The 17,664-nt window shown below is 65.9% G+C and carries 21 protein-coding genes; 10 read left to right on the forward strand and 11 right to left on the reverse strand.

Going from position 1 to position 17,664, the window contains the following annotated elements:
• Positions 1-153: 153 nt before the first annotated feature.
• The 6 genes from Ga0609869_RS08695 (at position 154) to Ga0609869_RS08720 (ending at position 5,502) form a co-directional block, all read left to right on the forward strand.
• On the forward strand, positions 154-720 hold the full coding sequence (locus tag Ga0609869_RS08695) for a F0F1 ATP synthase subunit delta (RefSeq protein WP_125408701.1): 567 nt from the start codon (positions 154-156) through the stop codon (positions 718-720).
• A complete protein-coding gene (gene atpA / locus Ga0609869_RS08700; protein ID WP_125408702.1) occupies positions 721-2,259 on the forward strand; it encodes a F0F1 ATP synthase subunit alpha in 1,539 nt (512 codons plus the stop codon).
• A gap of 24 nt (positions 2,260-2,283) precedes the next feature.
• Positions 2,284-3,153, forward strand: a complete 870-nt coding sequence (locus Ga0609869_RS08705) for a F0F1 ATP synthase subunit gamma (RefSeq protein ID WP_125408703.1) — start codon at positions 2,284-2,286, stop codon at positions 3,151-3,153.
• 18 nt (positions 3,154-3,171) lie between these two features.
• Complete coding sequence (gene atpD, locus Ga0609869_RS08710; protein ID WP_125408704.1) at positions 3,172-4,596, forward strand: F0F1 ATP synthase subunit beta; 1,425 nt, start codon at positions 3,172-3,174, stop codon at positions 4,594-4,596.
• A gap of 9 nt (positions 4,597-4,605) precedes the next feature.
• The gene (locus Ga0609869_RS08715) at positions 4,606-5,037 is read left to right on the forward strand and encodes a F0F1 ATP synthase subunit epsilon (RefSeq protein WP_125408705.1); all 432 of its coding nucleotides are present in this window, start codon (positions 4,606-4,608) and stop codon (positions 5,035-5,037) included.
• Between the two features lie 114 nt (positions 5,038-5,151).
• Positions 5,152-5,502: an H-type lectin domain-containing protein gene (locus tag Ga0609869_RS08720; protein ID WP_125408706.1), complete on the forward strand. Its 351-nt coding sequence runs from the start codon at positions 5,152-5,154 to the stop codon at positions 5,500-5,502.
• Between the two features lie 21 nt (positions 5,503-5,523).
• Here Ga0609869_RS08720 and Ga0609869_RS08725 read toward each other — a convergent pair whose 3' ends face one another.
• Complete coding sequence (locus Ga0609869_RS08725; RefSeq protein ID WP_125408707.1) at positions 5,524-6,546, reverse strand: ribose-phosphate pyrophosphokinase; 1,023 nt, start codon at positions 6,544-6,546, stop codon at positions 5,524-5,526.
• Positions 6,547-6,652: 106 nt separating this feature from the next.
• Between Ga0609869_RS08725 and Ga0609869_RS08730 the strand changes: the two genes are divergently transcribed.
• The gene (locus Ga0609869_RS08730) at positions 6,653-7,249 is read left to right on the forward strand and encodes a 2-hydroxychromene-2-carboxylate isomerase (RefSeq protein WP_125408708.1); all 597 of its coding nucleotides are present in this window, start codon (positions 6,653-6,655) and stop codon (positions 7,247-7,249) included.
• A gap of 75 nt (positions 7,250-7,324) precedes the next feature.
• Here the strand turns inward: Ga0609869_RS08730 and Ga0609869_RS08735 are convergent, their stop codons facing one another.
• The 7 genes from Ga0609869_RS08735 to Ga0609869_RS08765 form a co-directional block, all read right to left on the reverse strand.
• Entirely contained in the window at positions 7,325-8,377 is a 1,053-nt protein-coding gene (locus tag Ga0609869_RS08735; protein ID WP_125408709.1) for a threonine aldolase family protein, read from the reverse strand.
• A 5-nt stretch (positions 8,378-8,382) separates the two neighbouring features.
• The gene (locus Ga0609869_RS08740; RefSeq protein ID WP_125408710.1) at positions 8,383-8,853 is read right to left on the reverse strand and encodes a YcgN family cysteine cluster protein; all 471 of its coding nucleotides are present in this window, start codon (positions 8,851-8,853) and stop codon (positions 8,383-8,385) included.
• Between the two features lie 39 nt (positions 8,854-8,892).
• Positions 8,893-9,831 (reverse strand): bifunctional riboflavin kinase/FAD synthetase, encoded by a 939-nt coding sequence (locus Ga0609869_RS08745; RefSeq protein ID WP_125408711.1) that lies wholly within the window; start codon positions 9,829-9,831, stop codon positions 8,893-8,895.
• Positions 9,832-9,863: 32 nt separating this feature from the next.
• Positions 9,864-10,307, reverse strand: a complete 444-nt coding sequence (locus tag Ga0609869_RS08750) for a MaoC family dehydratase (protein WP_125408712.1) — start codon at positions 10,305-10,307, stop codon at positions 9,864-9,866.
• Positions 10,308-10,471: 164 nt separating this feature from the next.
• Complete coding sequence (locus Ga0609869_RS08755; RefSeq protein WP_125408713.1) at positions 10,472-10,942, reverse strand: GNAT family N-acetyltransferase; 471 nt, start codon at positions 10,940-10,942, stop codon at positions 10,472-10,474.
• Between the two features lie 71 nt (positions 10,943-11,013).
• A complete protein-coding gene (groL, locus tag Ga0609869_RS08760) occupies positions 11,014-12,660 on the reverse strand; it encodes a chaperonin GroEL (protein WP_125408714.1) in 1,647 nt (548 codons plus the stop codon).
• Positions 12,661-12,702: 42 nt separating this feature from the next.
• Positions 12,703-12,990, reverse strand: a complete 288-nt coding sequence (locus tag Ga0609869_RS08765) for a co-chaperone GroES (protein ID WP_125408715.1) — start codon at positions 12,988-12,990, stop codon at positions 12,703-12,705.
• Positions 12,991-13,358: 368 nt separating this feature from the next.
• Between Ga0609869_RS08765 and Ga0609869_RS08770 the strand changes: the two genes are divergently transcribed.
• A complete protein-coding gene (locus Ga0609869_RS08770; RefSeq protein ID WP_125408716.1) occupies positions 13,359-14,279 on the forward strand; it encodes a manganese-dependent inorganic pyrophosphatase in 921 nt (306 codons plus the stop codon).
• Between the two features lie 66 nt (positions 14,280-14,345).
• Positions 14,346-15,215, forward strand: a complete 870-nt coding sequence (locus tag Ga0609869_RS08775; RefSeq protein ID WP_125408717.1) for a TIGR01459 family HAD-type hydrolase — start codon at positions 14,346-14,348, stop codon at positions 15,213-15,215.
• Positions 15,216-15,242: 27 nt separating this feature from the next.
• Here Ga0609869_RS08775 and Ga0609869_RS08780 read toward each other — a convergent pair whose 3' ends face one another.
• The 3 genes from Ga0609869_RS08780 to Ga0609869_RS08790 are packed head-to-tail and all read right to left on the reverse strand — an operon-like array spanning position 15,243 to position 17,065.
• Positions 15,243-16,319, reverse strand: a complete 1,077-nt coding sequence (locus Ga0609869_RS08780) for a 5-(carboxyamino)imidazole ribonucleotide synthase (RefSeq protein WP_125408718.1) — start codon at positions 16,317-16,319, stop codon at positions 15,243-15,245.
• Complete coding sequence (gene purE / locus Ga0609869_RS08785) at positions 16,312-16,800, reverse strand: 5-(carboxyamino)imidazole ribonucleotide mutase (protein WP_125408719.1); 489 nt, start codon at positions 16,798-16,800, stop codon at positions 16,312-16,314. The genes Ga0609869_RS08780 and purE overlap by 8 nt, the downstream gene beginning before the upstream one ends.
• A 46-nt stretch (positions 16,801-16,846) precedes the next feature.
• On the reverse strand, positions 16,847-17,065 hold the full coding sequence (locus Ga0609869_RS08790) for a YdcH family protein (protein ID WP_125408720.1): 219 nt from the start codon (positions 17,063-17,065) through the stop codon (positions 16,847-16,849).
• A gap of 172 nt (positions 17,066-17,237) precedes the next feature.
• On the opposite strand from Ga0609869_RS08790, the gene Ga0609869_RS08795 reads away from it, so the two are divergent.
• Entirely contained in the window at positions 17,238-17,651 is a 414-nt protein-coding gene (locus Ga0609869_RS08795) for an Hsp20 family protein (RefSeq protein WP_125408721.1), read from the forward strand.
• The last annotated feature ends 13 nt before the right edge of the window (positions 17,652-17,664 follow it).

Here is a 17,664-nt window from a genome sequence, read left to right on the forward strand (position 1 = left end):
GGCCCGTCACAGAATGCTGCGCTTGGCTGTTGCGAGGCGGGACTGCCTCTGCTACACCCACGCCGATTTCGGAAGCGTGCCCGCCCGGGCGCGTAGCTTGATTTGCCTCGTGCCGGGTTCCCGGTGCAGAACGGGGCTTCAGATATCGGAAGGGTGGACGTGTCCGAACCAGCTTCGATTTCGACCGGCATTGCTACGCGCTATGCCACGGCCATCTTTGAATTGGCCAAGGAAGAAAAAGCCCTCGAAAAACTCGAAACCGACGTGGCCGCGCTCGACGCGGCGCTGGTCGAGAGCGAGGATTTTCGCAGCCTTATCTCATCGCCGCTCTACAGCCGCGACCAACAGGCCAAGGCGATCGGTGCGCTCGCGCCCAAGATGGGCCTCGACAAGATGATGGCCAACGCGCTGCAACTGATGGCCTCCAAGCGCCGCCTCTTCGTGCTGCCGCAGCTTAACAAGGTACTCTCCGCGCTGATCGCGGAAGAGAAGGGCGAGGTCACCGCCGATGTCGTCTCGGCCCGGCCGCTGAACGACGCGCAGACCGCCGCACTGGCCAAGACGCTCAAGGCCAACGCCGGCAAGGATGTCAAGATCAACGCGACCGTCGATGAGCGCCTCATCGGCGGTCTGGTCGTAAAACTGGGCTCGAAGATGGTCGACACCTCGATCCGCTCGAAGCTCAATGCACTCCAGAACATTATGAAAGAGGTCGGATAAATGGGTGTCCAAGCTGCAGAGATCTCTGCGATCCTCAAGGAGCAGATCAAGAACTTCGGCCAGGAAGCCGAAGTCGCCGAAGTGGGGCGCGTGCTCTCGGTCGGGGACGGCATCGCCCGTGTCCATGGCCTCGACAACGTGCAGGCCGGCGAGATGGTCGAGTTCCCCGGCGGCATCCGCGGCATGGCGCTGAACCTCGAAGTCGACAATGTCGGCGTCGTGATCTTCGGCTCGGACCAGCAGATCAAGGAAGGCGACACCGTCAAGCGCACCAACTCCATCGTGGACGTTCCGGTGGGCGATGCGCTTCTGGGTCGCGTGGTCGATGGCCTGGGCAACCCGATCGACGGCAAGGGCCCGATCAAGGCCAGCGAGCGCCGCGTCGCCGACGTCAAGGCGCCGGGCATCATCCCGCGTAAATCGGTGCATGAACCGATGGCCACCGGCATCAAGTCGGTCGACGCCATGATCCCGATCGGCCGCGGCCAGCGCGAGTTGATCATCGGCGACCGCCAGACCGGCAAGACCGCCGTCGCGCTCGACACGATCCTGAACCAGAAGAGCTATAACAAGGCCGCCGGCGACGACGAGAGCAAGAAGCTCTACTGCGTCTACGTCGCCATCGGCCAGAAGCGGTCGACCGTGGCCCAGCTGGTGAAGAAGCTTGAGGAAACGGGCGCCATCGACTACTCGATCATCGTGGCCGCCACCGCCTCGGACCCGGCGCCGATGCAGTTCCTCGCCCCCTACGCCGCCACGGCGATGGGCGAATATTTCCGCGACAACGGTCGCCACGCGCTGATGGTCTACGATGACCTGTCCAAGCAGGCCGTCGCCTACCGCCAGATGTCGCTGCTGCTGCGCCGCCCGCCGGGGCGCGAGGCCTACCCGGGCGACGTGTTCTACCTGCACTCTCGCCTGCTGGAACGTTCGGCGAAGCTGAACGAGGATCACGGCGCCGGGTCGCTGACCGCGCTGCCGATCATCGAAACCCAGGGCGGTGACGTGTCGGCCTTTATTCCGACCAACGTGATCTCGATCACCGACGGCCAGATCTTCCTCGAGACCGAGCTGTTCTACCAGGGCATCCGCCCGGCGGTGAACACCGGCCTGTCGGTGTCGCGCGTGGGCTCTTCGGCCCAGACCGACGCGATGAAATCGGTCGCCGGCCCGGTCAAGCTGGAACTGGCCCAGTACCGCGAGATGGCGGCCTTCGCCCAGTTCGGGTCGGACCTCGACGCGTCCACGCAGAGACTGCTGAACCGCGGCGCGCGCCTGACCGAGCTGATGAAGCAGCCGCAATACGCGCCGCTGACCAACGCCGAGATCGTCTGCGTCATCTTCGCCGGCACCAAGGGCTATCTGGACAAGATCGCGGTCAAGGATGTCACCCGCTTCGAGGCCGGCCTGCTGAGCCATCTGCGCAGCAAGCACCAGGACCTGCTGGACGACATCACCAACAACGACCGCAAGGTCAAGGGCGAGCTGGAAGACAAGATCAGGGCCGCGCTGGACGAGTACGCCAAGGGCTTCGCCTGAGGGCGGCGCGAGAGGATCGGATAGATGCCAAGCCTCAAGGACCTGAAAAACCGGATCGATAGCGTCAAGTCGACGCGAAAGATCACGAAGGCGATGCAGATGGTCGCCGCAGCCAAGCTGCGGCGTGCCCAGGATGCAGCGGAAAACGCCCGCCCCTATGCCGAGCGCATGGAGACGGTGCTGAGCGGATTGGCGGCCTCGGTCGCCGACCGCGGCGACGCGCCCCCGCTGTTGGCCGGGACCGGCGACGACCAGGTGCACCTGCTGGTGGTCATGACCGCCGAGCGCGGCCTGTGCGGCGGCTTCAACTCGACGATCGTGCGGCTGGCCCGCATCCGCATCAACGAGTTGCTCGCCGCGGGCAAGACCGTCAAGATCCTGACCGTCGGCAAGAAGGGCCGCGAGCAGCTCAAGCGCGACTACTCCGATCACTTCGTCGGCCATGTGGATCTCAGCGAGGTCAAGCGCATCCGGTATGACGATGCCAACAGCATCGCGCAGGACGTGATCTCGCGGTTCAATGCCGGCGAGTTCGACATCGCCACGCTGTACTTCAACCGCTTCCAGTCGGTGATCAGCCAGGTGCCGACCGCCCAGCAGATCATTCCCCGTCCGGTCGAGGACGAGGCCGACACGAGCCGGTTCTACGAATACGAGCCGTCGGAAGACGAAATCCTGCGCGATCTTCTGCCGCGTGGGGTGGCCACGCAAATCCTGGCGGCGTTGCTGGAAAATGGCGCGTCCGAGCAGGGCGCGCGGATGTCGGCAATGGACAACGCCACGCGCAACGCGGGCGACATGATCGAAAAGCTGACCATCGAGTACAACCGCTCGCGTCAGGCCGCGATCACCAAGGAACTCATCGAAATCATTTCGGGCGCCGAGGCGCTCTAAAGGAACCGGAGAAACGAGATGGCAACTGCTACTGGCAAAGTTACCCAGGTGATCGGCGCCGTCGTCGACGTTCAGTTCGACGAACATCTGCCCGAAATTCTGAACGCTCTGGAAACCGAAAACAACGGCAAGCGGCTGGTGCTGGAAGTGGCCCAGCACCTGGGCGAAAGCACCGTGCGCACCATCGCCATGGACGCGACCGAGGGTCTGGTGCGCGGCGCGAAAGTGTCCGACACCGGCACGCCGATCTCGGTGCCGGTGGGCGACGCCACGCTGGGCCGAATTCTGAATGTGATCGGCGAGCCGATCGACGAAAAGGGCCCGATCGACGCCAAGGAAACCCGCCCGATCCACCAGCCCGCCCCGACCTTCGACGAACAGGCAACATCGTCGGAAATCCTGGTGACGGGGATCAAGGTCATCGACCTGCTTGCGCCTTACTCCAAGGGCGGCAAGGTGGGCCTGTTCGGCGGCGCCGGTGTGGGCAAGACCGTGCTCATCATGGAGCTGATCAACAACATCGCCAAGGTGCACTCGGGCTACTCGGTGTTCGCCGGTGTGGGGGAACGGACCCGCGAGGGCAACGACCTCTATCACGAGATGATGGAATCCGAGGTCATCAAGATCGACAACCTGTCGGAGTCCAAGGTTGCGCTGGTCTACGGCCAGATGAACGAACCTCCGGGGGCGCGTGCCCGTGTCGCGCTGAGCGGCCTGACCCTGGCCGAACAGTTCCGCGACCAGTCGGGCACCGACGTGCTGTTCTTCGTCGACAACATCTTCCGCTTTACCCAGGCAGGCTCCGAGGTGTCGGCGCTTCTGGGCCGTATCCCCTCGGCGGTGGGCTACCAGCCGACGCTGGCCACCGACATGGGCGCGCTGCAGGAACGCATCACCTCGACACGGGCTGGCTCGATCACCTCGGTGCAGGCGATCTACGTGCCCGCGGACGACCTGACCGACCCCGCGCCGGCCACCTCGTTTGCCCACCTCGACGCCACCACCGTGCTGTCGCGCGCGATTTCCGAGCTCGGCATCTACCCGGCGGTGGACCCGCTCGACTCGACCTCGCGGATTCTCGATCCGGGCGTGGTCGGCGAAGAGCATTACCAGGTGGCGCGCGACGTGCAGGGCATCCTGCAGCGCTACAAGTCGCTGCAGGACATCATCGCGATCCTCGGCATGGACGAACTGAGCGAAGAGGACAAGCTGACCGTGTCGCGCGCGCGCAAGATCCAGCGCTTCCTCAGCCAGCCCTTCGACGTGGCCAAGGTGTTCACCGGTTCGGACGGCATCCAGGTGCCGATCGAAGAGACCATTTCCTCGTTCAAGGCGGTCGTGGCCGGTGAATACGACCACCTGCCCGAAGCGGCCTTCTACATGGTCGGCGGCATCGAAGACGTGGTGGCGAAGGCCGAAAAGATGGCGGCGGACGCTGCATAAGGGGGCATTATGGCCGACACGATGCAATTCGACCTCGTTGCGCCGGAGCGCAAGCTTGCCTCGCTCGACGCGAAGCAGGTGATGCTGCCCGGCGCCGACGGGAACATGACGGTCCTGCCGGACCACGCGCCGGTCATGACCACGCTGCGCCCCGGCATCGTCGAGGTGGTCGGCGAGAAGGGCAGTGAGCAATTCATCGTCACCGGCGGCTTTGCCGAGGTGGTCGGCGACCGCGCCACGGTGCTGGCCGAGCGGGCGCACCCGGTTTCGGAGGTCACCCAGGAGATGATCGACGAAATGGTGGCCGAGGCCCACAAGGCCCACAAGGAGGCCCGCGAAGAAGAACATCACGACCTCGTCGACAACACCCAGCACCTGCTGGCCGACATGGTTGCGATGGGCACCCATCTGGGTCTCAACCCCAGTGTGCCGAACGACTGACCGCGCGTGCCTTGAATTCGAAAAGGCCCCGTTTTGCGGGGCCTTTTTCATGCCGGCGCCGAAGTTTCGCCCGGTTCACCGGGCACCCTGACGCGCCAGAGGAGGTGTCACGCGATGCAGACATTCGACGGCCGGATGATCGGGGTCGACCGCGGTTCCGTCGTGCTGTTTTCCGATTTCGAGCATGACGGCGTGATGTGGACGGGCACCGGCCCGCGTGCCAGCCGCACGCCCGTGCGCTTTTCCCAAAGCTTCCGCGCGCCGCCCGTGGTCTATGTCGGGATCTCGATGTGGGACCTCGACCAGAAGACGAACCAGCGGGCCGACATCTCGGCCGAAAACGTCACCGAGGACGGGTTCGACGTGGTGTTCAAGACCTGGGCCGACACCCGTGTCGCGCGCATCCGCGCCGACTGGATGGCCATCGGCGCGGCCAGGCACGAGGATGACTGGGACGTAACCTGACCGGGCCGTGCGCCGGGGCGCCTAGCCGTTGAGCGCGTACATGCCCTCGTAGATCGGCGCCAGTGTCTCGTGCGCGAAAAGCGACGAGACCGACGTGCCCTGCCAGATATTCATGATCGCCTGGGCGAAAAGCGGCGCGGTGGGCACGATGCGAATGTTTTGCGTGGCCTGAACCGCTTGGGTGGGCTGGATCGAGTCGGTGATGACGACGGTCTTCAGCCGCGAATTGCTGATCCGCTCGATCGCCGGGCCCGAAAAAACGCCGTGGCTGATATAGGCGTGCACCTCGTTGGCGCCGTTCTCGGTCAGTACCTCGGCGGCCTTGCAAAGCGTTCCGGCGGTATCGCAGAGGTCGTCGACGATGACGCAGGTCTGCCCCTCGACATCGCCGATCACCGTCATCTCGGCCACCTCGCCCGGACGCACCCGGCGCTTGTCGACGATGGCCAGGCCCGAGCCGATCCGCTGCGCCAGTTCGCGCGCGCGGGCAACGCCGCCCACATCGGGCGAAACCACGGTGATTTGGCCGAGCTCACCGCGGAAATGATGCTCGATATCCAGCGCAAAGATCGGCGCGGCATAGAGGTTGTCGACGGGGATATCGAAAAAGCCCTGAATCTGCGCGGCGTGCAGGTCCATCGTCAGGATGCGCTCGATCCCGGCCTCGGTCAGCAGGTTGGCCGCCAGCTTGGCCGAGATCGGGGTGCGCGCCTTGGTGCGGCGGTCCTGCCTTGCATAGCCGAAATAGGGGATCACCGCCGTGATCCGCGCCGCCGACGATCGGCGCAGCGCGTCGGAGATGATCATCAGTTCCATCAGGTTGTCGTTGGCCGGGTTCGAGGTGGGCTGGATCACGAACATATCCTCGCCGCGGACGTTCTCGAACACTTCGACGAATATTTCGCCGTCGTTGAAACGTTCCACCCTGGCATCGACCAGATCGACATTCAGCCCGCGATGCATTGACATGCGCCGGGCGATGGCGGCGGCAAGCGGTCGGTTCGCGTTACCGGAAATCAGTTTCGGTTCATTGGCGTTCGGCATCTGGCAGGGTCCCCGGGCGGCGTTTCGTGCAACGGAATCGTGACTTTGACACCGCTTATCACCCGGCTACGGTCTTGCAAACCTTGCGCGGCTCCGGAGGGTCAAGATGGCTCATATCGACTATTTCTTTACGACGATTTCGCCTTTCACCTACCTTGCCGGCACCCGGCTGGAAGAGATCGCGGGCCGCCACGACGCGACGATCACCTACAAGCCCTTGGACATCATGGCGCTTTTCCCGCGCACCGGCGGCCAGCCCGCCGGCGCGCGGCCCGAATGCCGGCAGACCTACCGCGCGCAGGAAATCCGCCGGCAGTCGGCGAAGCTGGGGATGCCGATCAACCCCAAGCCGGCGTTCTTTCCTGCCAATATGGCGCCGTCCTCCTATGCGATCATCGCCGCGCAGGCCGCGGGCGGGGGCGATCTGGGCGGGCTGGTGCACAGCCTTTTGCGGGCCTGCTGGGCCGAGGACCGCGACGTGGCCGACGATGCGGTGATCCGAGACTGCCTAAAGGCGGCGGGATTCGACCCGGGGCTTGCCGATAGCGGGCTTCTGGCCGGGGCAGAGACCTATGCGGCCAACCTCGAAGAGGCGGTGGCGCGGGGCGTGTTCGGCTCGCCCTTTTACATCGTCGGGGACGAGCGGTTCTGGGGGCAGGACCGTCTGGACGATCTGGACTTGCACCTGGCGGGCAAGCTCTAGGTCCAAGCGGGGACAGGGGCGCCAAGGGTTTTCGAAAATCCGCGGCGAAATGGTTCGACGGGTTTTGCGCCGGGCTCAGCCCGCCACGACGTTCAGGAACCGGTCCACATCCTCGTCGGTGGTCGACCAGGAGCAGACCAGCCGCGCCGAGAGCGGCTCGTCATCGGGCCCCTCCATCGACTGGTCCATCGGCCAGAGGTAGTATTGCGCGCCGGCCGCCTGGGCCGCCGCGTGGCCTTTGCGCGGCCAGGCGGCGAAGACCGCGTTGGCCTCGGTCGGATGCAGCAGGCGCGCGCCCTCCAGCGCCGCTATGCCGGCCGAAAGGCGCGCGGCCGCGGCGTTGGCCCGCGCGGCGAGCTTCAGCCATAGGTCGTCGTCGAGATAGGCCGCCATCTGGGCCGAGAGGTAGCGGTGCTTGGAAAACAGGTGCCCGCCGCGCTTGCGCCTGAGTTCGAATTCCCAGGCTTTCTCGGGGTCGAAGATGATCACCGCCTCGGCACCCATCAGCCCGTTCTTCGTGCCGCCGAAGCAGAGGATGTCGACGCCGGCCTTCCAGGTCAGCTCGGCCGGGCTGGCCGCGGTGGCCGCCAGCGCATTGGCAAAGCGCGCCCCGTCCAGATGCACCGGCAGCCCGGCGCCCCGGGCCACCGCGCAGATCTCGGCCACCTCGGCCGAGGAATAGACCGTGCCCGCCTCGGTGGCGTTGGTCAGCGACACCGCGCCGGGCTGGACGTTGTGCACGCCCGCGCGCGCGGCAAAGCCGATGGCCTGTTCCAGGGCGGCGGCGGTCATCTTGGCGTGGGCACCGTCGATGAGCGTCAGTTTCGAGCCCCCGGTATAGAATTCGGGCGCGCCGCATTCATCTTCTTCCACATGGGCGTTGCGGTGGCAAAACACCGTGGCCCAGGGCGGGCAGAGGCAGGCCAGCGCCAACGCATTGGCCGCCGTGCCCGTCGCCACCAGATAGACCGCGGCGCCGGGCGCCTCGAAGATCCGGCGCAGCCGGTCCTGCACCTCGGCAAAGATCGCGTCGGCACCATAGGGCATGGCGTAGCCGTGGTTGGCCTCGATCACCGCCTCCAGCACTTGCGGGGGCACGGGCGAGGTGTTGTCCGAGGCGAAATGCATGGGGCTTAGAGCTCCTCTTCGATCAGGTGGTCTTCCCACTCTTCCACGGGCACGTCGAACTCGGGCACTGTCCAGCCCCGCACCGACACGCCCGCCCGGTGCACGCTGTCGGGATCGCCCGAGACCAGCGGGTGCCAGTCGCGCAGGGCCTTCCCCTCCCAAAGCAGGCGATAGGCGCAGGAGGCCGGCATCCAGTAGGCGATTTCCTCGATATTGCCGGGCTTGAGGACGACGCATTCGGGCACGATGGTCTTGCGCACGTCGTAATGCGCACAGCGGCAGGTGTCGTCGTCCAGAAGGCGGCAGGCCACGCGGGTGAACACCACTTCGCCGGTGTCGGCGTCTTCCAGCTTGTTCAGGCAGCATTTGCCGCAGCCGTCGCAGAGCGCCTCCCATTCGCGGGGGTTCATTTGCTTGAGCGGCACCCTTTCCCAGAAACGGGGGCGCAGGCCGGTGCGGTCGATCGGGTCTTTCATCGGGCGGAGCCTAGCGTTTGGGGCGCGAAAGGGAAGGGGTCAGAGATCGGCCAGGATCGCGCGCGCCCGGTCGCAGTCGGCGTGCATCTGTTCGACCAGCGCGTTGAGATTGTCGAACCGGGCCTCGTCGCGCAGAAACTCGATCAGCGCCACCGACAGGTGGGTGCCGTAGAGATCGCCAACGAAATCGAACAGGTAGCTTTCGCAATTGGGGACGTTCTCGCCGAACATCGGGCGCACACCGATCGAGGCGGCGCCGTCATAGGTGCCCTTGTGCGGGCCTGACAGCACGTCGACCTTGACCGCGTAAACGCCAAAGCGCGGCCGGTGCAGCCCGATGATCGACATGTTTGCGGTGGGAAATCCCAGCGCCCGGCCGCGCGCGTCGCCGTGCAGCACCTCGCCCTCGATCCGGTGCCAGTGGCCCAGCATGGCCTGCGCATCGCGCGGGCGGCCCTCGCTCAGCGCGGTGCGGATCGAGGTAGAGGAGACGGCGCCGGCGTCGTTTGCCAACAGCTCGGCCGCCGTGACGCCGAAATCCATCGCCGCGCCAAAGCGCTGCAGGTCGTCCACGTTGCCCTTGCGGCCCTTGCCAAAGCAGAAATCGACGCCGACGACGACGTGCGACAGCCCCAGCCCGTCGTCCACGACCTCGCGCGCGAAGGCCTCGGCCGAAAGCCCGGCGAGCTGCGCGTCGAAGGGCAGCTGGTAAAGCTGGTCGACCCCCAGCTTGGCCAGCCGGTTGGCCTTGGCCTCGGCGTTCATCAGCCGAAAGGGCGGGGCGTCGGGGGCGAAGTATTCGCGCGGGTGCGGCTCGAAGGTCAGGATGCCCAAGGGGGCGCCGCGGCGGGTGGCCTCGGCGCGGGCGATCTCGATCACCTCGCGGTGGCCCAGATGCACGCCGTCGAAATTGCCGATGGCCGCAACTGCGCCGCGCGTGCGCTCGTCGAGCCCTTTCCAGGTGGTGAAGGTCTGCATCGGCCCCCGATTGCACCGGAGGCCCGGCGCCGTCAATCGAATTTCTTGGTGGGCGCCAGCACTGTAGCCTCGCCCTTCAGGACGGGCTTATCGTCCACGAGGCAGCGGCAATCAAGGGTCACCCGGCGTCTGGAATAGTCGATGGCGGTTACCTCGACTTCGGCCACCACCACGTCGCCCGGCCGGACCGGGGCGAGGAATTTCAGCGTCTGGCCCATGTAGATCGTGCCGTGGCCCGGAAGCTGTTCGCCGATCACCGCCGAGATCAGACCTGCGGTCAGCATGCCGTGGGCGATGCGGCCCTCGAAGATGGTCTGATGGGCATACTCGTCGTCGAGATGCACCGGGTTGCGGTCGGTCGAGACCTCGGCGAAAAGCTCGATATCGCGGTCGGTCACCTCCTTGCGCAGGTGGCGGCACATCCCGATTTCGATGTCCTCGATGCAAATCGTCCCGCGTGGCATGTTGTCGAGCATTCCCCGGCTCCCGGATTCCTTGTTTGCGCCAGACCATAGCGTTACGGCGCGAATGCTGCAATCGCGAAAGAAACTTTGACACCATTAAGAGCGAAATGACGCAATTTTGTTGCGTGACGGTACCGGGCGGGTGATCGCGCCGGACGGCCCGGTCCGCGGCCTGCCTAGCTGCCGAAGGCCGTGGCGTAGACCAGCACCTCTGCCGGCGCGTCGCCTTCGGGCGCCCTTTGGTGCAGGGCGGTGAACTCTGGCGGGTAGGGCGATGTCAACCGCGCCGCGCGGTCGACCGAAAAGCCGAAGCGCGCGTAATAGCCGGGTTCGCCCACGACCACGACGGGGGCGTCGGTCATCTCGAGCGCGCCGAGAATGAGGGCGCTGCCCACCCCCTGGCGCTGTTGCGACGGTGCCACGGCCACGGGCGCCAGCGCCAGCCAGCCTACGGGCGATCGCATCTGCGACAGGGCCAGATAGCCCCACAGGCCGTTCCCCCTGCGCTCGACCACCAGTTCCAGCGCCATCGCGCCCTCTGCGCGCAGGGATTCGACCAGCAGCGCCTCGGCGGGTTGGCCGAAGGCGGCTGTCAGCAAGAGCGCAATGGCCGGTTGGTCGTCCGGTTGGGCCTGCCGCAGATTCATTTCGTTAAGATACGCAAAAAGAAAGGGGCCCGCGAAGGCCCCTTCCAAAGTCCATGTTGCCGCAGGGCAGATTACATCATGCCGCCCATGCCGCCCATGTCGGGCATGCCGCCACCGGCGCCGCCCTGGCCCTTCGGCTCGGGCTTGTCGGCCACCATCGCTTCGGTGGTGATCAGCAGGCCGGCGACCGAGGCCGCGTCTTCCAGCGCGGTGCGGACAACCTTGGCCGGGTCGATCACGCCGAAGGCGAACATGTCGCCGTACTGTTCGGTCTGGGCGTTGAAGCCGAAGTGAAGATCGTCGCTCTCGCGGACCTTGCCGGCCACGACAGCGCCGTCGACACCGGCGTTTTCGGCGATCTGGCGCAGCGGCGATTCCAGTGCGCGGCGCAGCATCGCGATGCCCGCGTTCTGGTCTTCGTTGTCGCCGGCCAGGCCCTCGATCGCCTTGGCGCCCTGCACCAGGGCAACGCCGCCGCCCACGATCACGCCTTCCTGCACCGCGGCACGGGTGGCGTTCAGCGCGTCGTCGACGCGGTCCTTGCGCTCTTTCACCTCGACCTCGGTCATGCCGCCGACGCGGATGACGGCAACGCCGCCGGCCAGCTTGGCCACACGCTCTTGCAGCTTCTCACGGTCGTAGTCCGAGGTGGTTTCCTCGATCTGCTGACGGATCTGCGAAACGCGCGCCTCGATTTCGGCCTTTTCGCCGGCACCGTCGACGATGGTGGTCTCGTCCTTGGTGATCGACACTTTCTTGGCCGAGCCCAGCATGTCCATCGTCACGCTTTCGAGCTTCATGCCCAGATCTTCCGAGATCACCTGGCCGCCGGTCAGGATCGCGATGTCCTGCAGCATGGCCTTGCGGCGGTCGCCGAAGCCCGGGGCCTTGACGGCAGCGATCTTGAGGCCGCCGCGCAGCTTGTTGACCACGAGGGTGGCCAGGGCCTCGCCCTCGACGTCCTCGGCGATGATCAGCAGCGGCTTTTGCGACTGGATGACCTGCTCGAGCAGCGGCACCATCGGCTGCAGTGACGAGAGCTTTTTCTCGTGCAGCAGGATCAGGCAGTCTTCCAGCTCGGCGACCATCTTGTCGGGGTTGGTCACGAAGTAGGGGCTGAGGTAGCCGCGGTCGAACTGCATGCCCTCGACGACCTCGACCTCGGTCTCCATGCCCTTGTTCTCTTCGACGGTGATGACGCCGTCATTGCCGACCTTCTGCATCGCGTCGGCGATGAAGCGGCCGATATTGGCCTCGCCGTTGGCCGAGATGGTGCCGACCTGAGCGACCTCGTCGGAGTTCTCGACGGGACGCGCGGCGGCCTTGATCGCCTCGACGACCTTGGCGGTGGCGATGTCGATGCCGCGCTTGAGGTCCATCGGGTTCATGCCGGCGGCGACCGCCTTCATGCCTTCCTTGACGATGGCCTGGGCCAGGACGGTGGCGGTGGTGGTGCCGTCGCCGGCCTCGTCATTGGTGCGAGAGGCGACCTCTTTCACCATCTGCGCGCCCATGTTCTCGAACTTGTCTTCCAGCTCGATTTCCTTGGCGACGGTCACGCCGTCCTTGGTGATGCGCGGCGAGCCGAAGGATTTTTCCAGCACGACGTTGCGGCCCTTGGGGCCGAGGGTGACCTTGACCGCGTCGGCGAGAATATTCACGCCCTTCAGCATGCGGTTGCGGGCATCGGTATCGAATTTGACGTCCTTAGCAGCCATGATTGCTTGCTCCTAGAATTTCGGTGTCTGTCAGGCGACGGCTCAGGCGATGATGCCGAGGATGTCGCTTTCCTTCATGATCAGCAGCTCTTCGCCTTCGATCGTCACTTCCGTGCCCGACCATTTGCCGAAGAGGATCTTGTCGCCTTTCTTGACGCCCATCTCGATCAGTTCGCCCGAATCCTTGCGGGCACCTTCGCCGCAGGCGATCACTTCGCCTTCGGCGGGCTTTTCTTTCGCGCTGTCGGGGATGATCAGACCGCCCTTGGTCTTATCGTCGCTCTCGACGCGGCGGACCAGCACACGGTCATGCAACGGTTTGAATGCCATCTTCGAACGCTCCTTGGTTCAGGTTTCGCGGGCGCGGTGTTGGCACTCGCGCCCGGTGAGTGCTAACGAGCCGGAAATAAGGAGACCTCACGGCGCTGTCAACACCTCGTTCGCGGGAAAGACGCGCCGCAGGCAGCGCCCTGGGCGCGGGGCGCCCGCACGGCGGGGCGGCGCGCGCTGACCGAGCCTGTTCCGATGGCGCCCGACCCGGCGATCCGGGGCCCACAGACCGCCCGTGACGCGGCGGAGCGGAAAGCCACCGTCCGCGATGCCGCAGCGCAGAAAAACACCGATCGCCATGGGTGACAAGCCCCGCCGCCCCTTCTATAAGGGCGCCGAATTCCGACACATCAAGCGGGCAAAATCGCATGACCATCAAAGTTTTCGGCCACAAGGCCCCCGACACCGACTCCACCGGCGCGCCGCTGATCTGGGCGTGGTACCTTTCTGACGTGAAAGGCACCCCCGCCGAGGCAAAGCTGTTGGGCGAGCCCAATACCGAGGCCAAGTTCGTGCTGGAACGCTGGGGTTTCGACCAGCCCGAGATCATTGCCGACGTCGCCCCGGGCGAGGACGTTGTCGTTGTCGACACCAACAACGTGGCCGAGCTGCCGGCCCATATCAACGACGCCAACGTCGTGGCGGTGATCGACCATCACCTGCTGCAGGGCGGCCTGAAAACCCGCGCGCCGATCGAGATCACCGTGCGCCCGCTGGCCTGCACCGCCACCGTCATGCACCAGCTGATGGGCGACGACGCCGCGAAGATGCCGGAAAACGTCAAGGGCGCGATGCTGTCCTGCATTCTCAGCGACACGCTGGAATTCCGCTCGCCCACCACCACCGAGGTGGACAAGGCGCTGGCCGAGGCGCTGGCCGCCGATCTGGGCGTGTCGATCTCCGATTACGCCGCCGAGATGTTCGCGGCCAAATCCGATGTCTCGGCCTTTTCCGATGCCGAACTTCTGCGGATGGATTCGAAGGAATACGAGGTCGCGGACAAGAAATTCCGCGTTTCGGTTCTGGAAACGACCTCGCCGGCCACCGTGCTGGCCCGCAAGGACAGCCTGATCGAGACGATGACCACCGTCGCCGCAGAGGACGGTGTCGACCAGGTGCTGCTCTTCGTCATCGACATCCTGAACGAAGAGGCGACGCTGCTGGTGCCCAACGATCTGGTCAAGACCGTCGCCGAAAAGAGCTTTGCCGCCAAGGTCGATGGCGACATGGTGGTGTTGCCCGGGATCGTCAGCCGGAAAAAGCAGATCGTCCCGAACCTCCAGCTCTGATCGGAGCTTCCGATTGGCAGGGGGGCGCCGGCGGCGCCCCCTCCACGTTTCAGGACCGCGCGCCCCATGACCCAGATCATCGACAGCCTCGACGAGATATCCGCCCGCTACGACGCGATGTTCGTCGATCTGTGGGGATGCGTGCATAACGGGCGCGCGCCCTACCCCGAGGCCGTCGCGGCGCTGCAACGCTACCGCGCAAAGGGCGGCATCGTGATTCTGCTGACCAACGCGCCGCGCCACCGCACCAGCGTCGAGGCGCAGCTGGCCGACCTGGGCGTCGCCCGCGACTGCTGGGACAGCATCGCCACCTCGGGCGACAGCGCGCGGGCGGCGATGTTCCGCGGCGCGGTGGGTGAAAAGGTGTTCTTCATGGGCGCCGATCACGACCTGACCTTCTTTGATCCGCTCAAGATCGTGAAAGACCCGGTGGCGATCAGCCGGGTGCCGCTGCAGCAGGCCGAGGGCATCGTCTGCACCGGCCCCTTCGACGTGCACGCCGACCCGGCGGTGCTGCGTCCCGAATTGCTTTACGCCAAGCAGGAGGGGATGAAGCTGCTCTGCGCCAATCCCGATATCGTGGTCGACCGGGGCGAGACGCGGGAATGGTGCGCCGGCGCGGTGGCGCGGCTCTATACCGAAATGGGCGGTCAGAGCCTCTATTTCGGCAAGCCCCACCCGCCGATCTACGATCTTGCCCGGCGGCGGCTGGCGCAATTCGGCGATGTGCCCGACCAGTCGATCCTGTGCATCGGCGACGGTATCGCCACCGACATTGCCGGCGCCATGGGCGAAGATCTCGATTCGCTCTTCATCACCGGCGGGTTGGCCGCGGAAGAGACGAAAACCCGGCGCCAGCCCGACCCGGCGGCGCTGGAGGCCTTCCTCGGCCAGGCGCAGATGTCGCCGCCCTACGCGATCGGGTTGCTGCGCTAGCCCGTCGCGGCCACGGGCGGCCGGGGGTCAGCCGGCCGGGCCCAGCCGGCGGTTTACATGGCCCATCTTGCGGCCGGGCTTGACCTCGGCCTTGCCATATATGTGCAGCGCGCAATCGGGGCGCGCGGCGAGGTCGGGCACCCGGTCCATGTCGTCGCCGATCAGGTTTTCCATCTCGATGTCGGAATGCCGGGTGCCGTCGCCCATCGGCCACCCGGCAATGGCGCGGATATGCTGTTCGAACTGGTCGATGACACAGCCATCCTGCGTCCAGTGCCCGGAATTGTGCACCCGCGGCGCGATCTCGTTCACCACGAGGCCGCTTTCGGTCACGAACAGCTCTACCCCCATCACGCCGACATAGTGCAGCGCGTTGAGGATGCGGCCCGCAAGGATCACCGCGTCGGTGCGCTGGGCGGCGGTCAGCGGCGCGGGCACGGTGGTGGACCGCAGGATGCCCTCGCGGTGGACGTTGGTGCCGGGGTCGTAGCAGGCGACCTCGCCCGTCAATCCCCGTGCGGCGATGACCGAGATTTCCTGGCCGAACTCCACGACCCCTTCCAGGATCGCCGGCGCGCCGTCCATGGCGTTCAGCGCGCGGGCCCCGTGTTCGGGAACCAGCAGGCGTTCCTGCCCCTTGCCGTCATATCCGAAGCGGCGGGTCTTGAGGATGGCGGGCGTGCCGATCTCGGCGATGGCCTCGGCGAGGTCAACCTCGTCATCGACGGCGGCGAAGGGGGCGGTGGCAAGCCCGAGATCGGTCAGGAACGCCTTTTCGATCAGCCGGTCCTGGCTGACGGCGAGCGCCCGCCGGCCGGGGCGGATCGGGCGTATCGCCTCGATCGCGTCCAGCGCGGTGGTGGGGATGTTTTCGAATTCGTAGCTCACCACGTCCACCGCCTCGGCAAAGGCGGCCAGCGCGGCGGCGTCTTCGTAAGACGCCGTGGTCACGCGATGCGCGACATGGCCCGCGGGGGGCTCGGCGCCGGGCTCGAAGATATGCGTCCTGAAGCCCAGCCGCGCCGCGGCGACCGACAGCATCCGGCCCAGTTGTCCGCCGCCCAGGATGCCGATCGTCGCGCCGGGGGCAAGCGGTTCAGTCATCCTTCGGCACCTCCGGGATCGACGCCGAGAGATCGGCGCGCCAGCGGTCCAGCCGCTCGGCGAGCGCGGGGTCGGAGATCGCCAGGATCTCGGCCGCCATCAGCCCGGCATTGGCCGCACCCGCCGCGCCGATGGCCATGGTCGCCACCGGAAAGCCGCGCGGCATCTGCACGATGGAATAGAGGCTGTCGACGCCCGACAGCGCCCGCGTCTGCACCGGCACGCCGATCACCGGCAGGCGGGTCTTGCTGGCCATCATCCCCGGCAGGTGGGCGGCGCCGCCCGCCCCCGCGATGATCACCTTGAGGCCGCGCGGAACGGCGGTCTTGCCGTACTCCCACAGGCGGTCCGGGGTGCGGTGGGCCGAGACGATGCGCGCCTCGTAAGGCACCTCCAGCGCGTCGAGGAGGCGCGCGGCCTCCTGCATCGTGGGCCAGTCCGACTGGCTGCCCATGATGATGCCCACATTCACGTCCGTCATAGTGCCCCCGTTCATTGCGAGGGCGCACTATAGTGGTGCGCACGGGCTACGCAATGATATCGGGGGTAAGCTGATCCTCGATCTGGGCGATCTGGTCCTTCAGCGCAAGCTTCTGCTTTTTCAGCCGCTTCAGCGTGAACGGGTCGCCCGTGCCCTTGCCTTGCAGCGCGTGGATCGCATCGTCAAGGTCGCGATGCTCGCGCCGGAGCACCTCGAGTTTGACGCGGAGCACCTCTTCGGAATTCATCTCGCTGGCAATGTTCATATGGTTGTTCCCGTGAGTCGGCGCTGTACCGAGGAACTTAAGATAACGTTTTTCGGGGTTTGCGGGAAGGCGGTCTTGCGCGGCTGCGGCAGCGCGCCCATATCGGGTCAAGGGTCGCCGGACTTAGGGGCCCGCCTCACATTCAGGTCGCTTACCCAAGGACTTGCCAGATATGACGAAACTGACCCTCGGCTCGCACCCTTTCCTGCTGGGGTTCGACCAGCTCGAACGCCTCGTGGAGCGGACCGCCAAATCCGGCAACGAGAGCTATCCGCCCTATAATATCGAACAAACGTCCGAGAACAGCTATCGCATCACGCTGGCCGTGGCGGGATTCCGCGACGGCGATCTGTCGATCACTCTGGAAGACCGGCAACTGACGATCCGTGGGCGTCACGACGAGGACGACACCGGCCGGGTGTTCCTTCACCGGGGCATCGCCGCGCGCCAGTTCCAGCGCAGCTTTGTGCTGGCCGACGGCGTCGAGGTGGCGGGTGCGACAATGGAAAATGGCCTTTTGCATGTGGATCTGGAACGCGCCGCGCCGGACAGCGTGGTGCAGACGATCCGCATCGACCGGGCCTGAGCGAGAGGGGAAC

The sequence above is a fragment of the Rhodovulum iodosum genome, assembly GCF_041020385.1.
GTDB classification, from domain to species: domain Bacteria; phylum Pseudomonadota; class Alphaproteobacteria; order Rhodobacterales; family Rhodobacteraceae; genus Rhodovulum; species Rhodovulum iodosum.

What these genes read in the sequence shown, in the direction of transcription:
- Ga0609869_RS08795 (WP_125408721.1), top strand. Translation starts at nt 17,238, where the DNA reads ATGACGAAACTGACCCTCGGCTCGCACCCTTTCCTGCTGGGGTTCGAC.
- Ga0609869_RS08720 (WP_125408706.1), top strand. Translation starts at nt 5,152, where the DNA reads ATGCAGACATTCGACGGCCGGATGATCGGGGTCGACCGCGGTTCCGTC.
- atpA (WP_125408702.1), top strand. Translation starts at nt 721, where the DNA reads ATGGGTGTCCAAGCTGCAGAGATCTCTGCGATCCTCAAGGAGCAGATC.
- Ga0609869_RS08730 (WP_125408708.1), top strand. Translation starts at nt 6,653, where the DNA reads ATGGCTCATATCGACTATTTCTTTACGACGATTTCGCCTTTCACCTAC.
- Ga0609869_RS08780 (WP_125408718.1), bottom strand. Translation starts at nt 16,319, where the DNA reads ATGACTGAACCGCTTGCCCCCGGCGCGACGATCGGCATCCTGGGCGGC.
- Ga0609869_RS08765 (WP_125408715.1), bottom strand. Translation starts at nt 12,990, where the DNA reads ATGGCATTCAAACCGTTGCATGACCGTGTGCTGGTCCGCCGCGTCGAG.
- Ga0609869_RS08755 (WP_125408713.1), bottom strand. Translation starts at nt 10,942, where the DNA reads ATGAATCTGCGGCAGGCCCAACCGGACGACCAACCGGCCATTGCGCTC.
- Ga0609869_RS08770 (WP_125408716.1), top strand. Translation starts at nt 13,359, where the DNA reads ATGACCATCAAAGTTTTCGGCCACAAGGCCCCCGACACCGACTCCACC.
- Ga0609869_RS08790 (WP_125408720.1), bottom strand. Translation starts at nt 17,065, where the DNA reads ATGAACATTGCCAGCGAGATGAATTCCGAAGAGGTGCTCCGCGTCAAA.
- Ga0609869_RS08750 (WP_125408712.1), bottom strand. Translation starts at nt 10,307, where the DNA reads ATGCTCGACAACATGCCACGCGGGACGATTTGCATCGAGGACATCGAA.
- Ga0609869_RS08725 (WP_125408707.1), bottom strand. Translation starts at nt 6,546, where the DNA reads ATGCCGAACGCCAATGAACCGAAACTGATTTCCGGTAACGCGAACCGA.
- groL (WP_125408714.1), bottom strand. Translation starts at nt 12,660, where the DNA reads ATGGCTGCTAAGGACGTCAAATTCGATACCGATGCCCGCAACCGCATG.
- Ga0609869_RS08715 (WP_125408705.1), top strand. Translation starts at nt 4,606, where the DNA reads ATGGCCGACACGATGCAATTCGACCTCGTTGCGCCGGAGCGCAAGCTT.
- Ga0609869_RS08740 (WP_125408710.1), bottom strand. Translation starts at nt 8,853, where the DNA reads ATGAAAGACCCGATCGACCGCACCGGCCTGCGCCCCCGTTTCTGGGAA.
- atpD (WP_125408704.1), top strand. Translation starts at nt 3,172, where the DNA reads ATGGCAACTGCTACTGGCAAAGTTACCCAGGTGATCGGCGCCGTCGTC.
- Ga0609869_RS08775 (WP_125408717.1), top strand. Translation starts at nt 14,346, where the DNA reads ATGACCCAGATCATCGACAGCCTCGACGAGATATCCGCCCGCTACGAC.
- Ga0609869_RS08705 (WP_125408703.1), top strand. Translation starts at nt 2,284, where the DNA reads ATGCCAAGCCTCAAGGACCTGAAAAACCGGATCGATAGCGTCAAGTCG.
- Ga0609869_RS08745 (WP_125408711.1), bottom strand. Translation starts at nt 9,831, where the DNA reads ATGCAGACCTTCACCACCTGGAAAGGGCTCGACGAGCGCACGCGCGGC.
- purE (WP_125408719.1), bottom strand. Translation starts at nt 16,800, where the DNA reads ATGACGGACGTGAATGTGGGCATCATCATGGGCAGCCAGTCGGACTGG.
- Ga0609869_RS08735 (WP_125408709.1), bottom strand. Translation starts at nt 8,377, where the DNA reads ATGCATTTCGCCTCGGACAACACCTCGCCCGTGCCCCCGCAAGTGCTG.